Consider the following 1,668-nt stretch of genomic DNA (forward strand, 5'->3'; position numbering starts at 1 on the left):
TTTATAATCATTCCTTTCGCTTCGCTCAAGGCACAAAACGTAATGAAATGTGCCACTTCGAGCTAATTTTGTTCTATAATTATGTCATAGGGATACCAGTAAACTACAAATCACGGGGAGGTGAGTGGTTTGCTACACTTACGTAGTGACCGCATTTTTATATGTGTAGATTGTCTTTCCAAGCACAAATAAGTGTGCCACTGAGCACGTAACCTTATCTTTGTTTAAACATTCTCGTTTAATGCTAGACAATCAGTCAATGCTGTCTATCCCTTTAATTTTTAGAACCTATCGGTTTAGAAAGGAGTTCCCTATGGCTTTAAAAATCGTGTATAAAATCTGTTGTGGAATTGATGTACACAAAACCTTTGTGGTTGCATGTATTGCTTCCACTAATTCTAATGGAATTACCACATATAAAAGCCATCGCTTTTCTACCTACACGAAGGGTTTAAGAGAGCTGTTACAATGGCTTTTGGACAATAACTGCAAGGATGTTTGCATGGAATCTACCGGGAAATACTGGATTCCTGTGTTTAATATATTAGAAAGCTCCTGCAACATCATACTTGCACATCCTAAATATGTTAAGGCTATTCGTGGTAAAAAAACTGACAAGAAAGATGCAAAATGGATTGCTGACCTGTTTAAGCATGATCTTGTTGCCGCTAGCTTTATGCCTCCTGCTGATATTAGACAACTTCGTGACTTAATGCGTTATCGCTTTAAGCTTATTTGCTTTATGTCTAGCGAAAAGAACAGACTCCAAAATTGTCTCACGGTTTCTAACATACAGTTAGGAAACATTGTTTCAGACACTTTCGGCAAAAGTTCTCAAAAGATAATTGATAAGCTTCTAGAAAATCCTCTTGATACTTCCTTTGATATTGGATCTTTAATTCATGGTTCTATGCTAAAAAAACTTCCTGAGCTGGAACTCGCTGTTGATGGTTATATTACGCCTGAACAAGCTGGAAAATTAAAGATCATCAAAGGGCATTTTGAAGATTTGGAATCCCGGAAAGCAGAATTAGAAAAACTAATTCTTGCGCTCGCTGCGCCTTATCAACAAGAACTAGATATAATTCTAACCGCTCCATCGTTTAAAAATATTTTCTCGGCTATTACCGTAGTATCTGAAATCGGTGTAAATATGGAGGCTTTCCCTTCAGCGAAACACTTATGCTCATGGGCTGGACTCACTCCAACTAACAATGAGAGTGCAGGCAAGAAAAAATCTGTCCGGGTTTCCAAAGCAGGATGTTACATTAAGCCGCTTCTTGTGCAGTGTGCTAACTCTGTAGTTAAAAGCGAAAAACACCCTGAAATTCGTAACCGCTATTTGCGCATCAAAAAGCGTCGCGGCCACAAGAAAGCAATCATTGCTATTGCAAGAATGCTTCTTACAGCATTATACAACATGTTGAAGAAGAAAGAACCATATAATGCTGAATTATATAAAAAATCTGATGCTTTTCCCGCAAAACGCGAGATTACGGTTGAGCAAGCTATACTATTAGCTCAACTTCAAGGCTATAAAATAAAGCCAGCTATTTAGCCTTAACACTTACTTCGATATTTAATTTTTAAAAAGTCATCAAAAGATGGCTTGTTTGCTATGCCATTTTATTCTTATTGCAATTTGTACTTTTAATTTCAACCTTTATC

At 37.1% G+C, this 1,668-nt stretch carries 1 protein-coding gene; it reads left to right on the forward strand.

Going from position 1 to position 1,668, the window contains the following annotated elements:
* The first annotated feature begins 313 nt into the window (after window positions 1–313).
* Entirely contained in the window at window positions 314–1,558 is a 1,245-nt protein-coding gene (locus tag A6M21_RS02665) for an IS110 family RNA-guided transposase (RefSeq protein WP_066666364.1), read from the forward strand.
* The last annotated feature ends 110 nt before the right edge of the window (window positions 1,559–1,668 follow it).

Source organism: Desulfotomaculum copahuensis, from assembly GCF_001655685.1.
Taxonomy (GTDB): Bacteria; Bacillota; Desulfotomaculia; order Desulfotomaculales; family Desulfovirgulaceae; genus Desulfotomaculum_G; species Desulfotomaculum_G copahuensis.

Excerpts from the sequence above, each read along its gene's own strand:
- A6M21_RS02665 (WP_066666364.1), top strand. The coding sequence starts at position 314 with ATGGCTTTAAAAATCGTGTATAAAATCTGTTGTGGAATTGATGTACAC.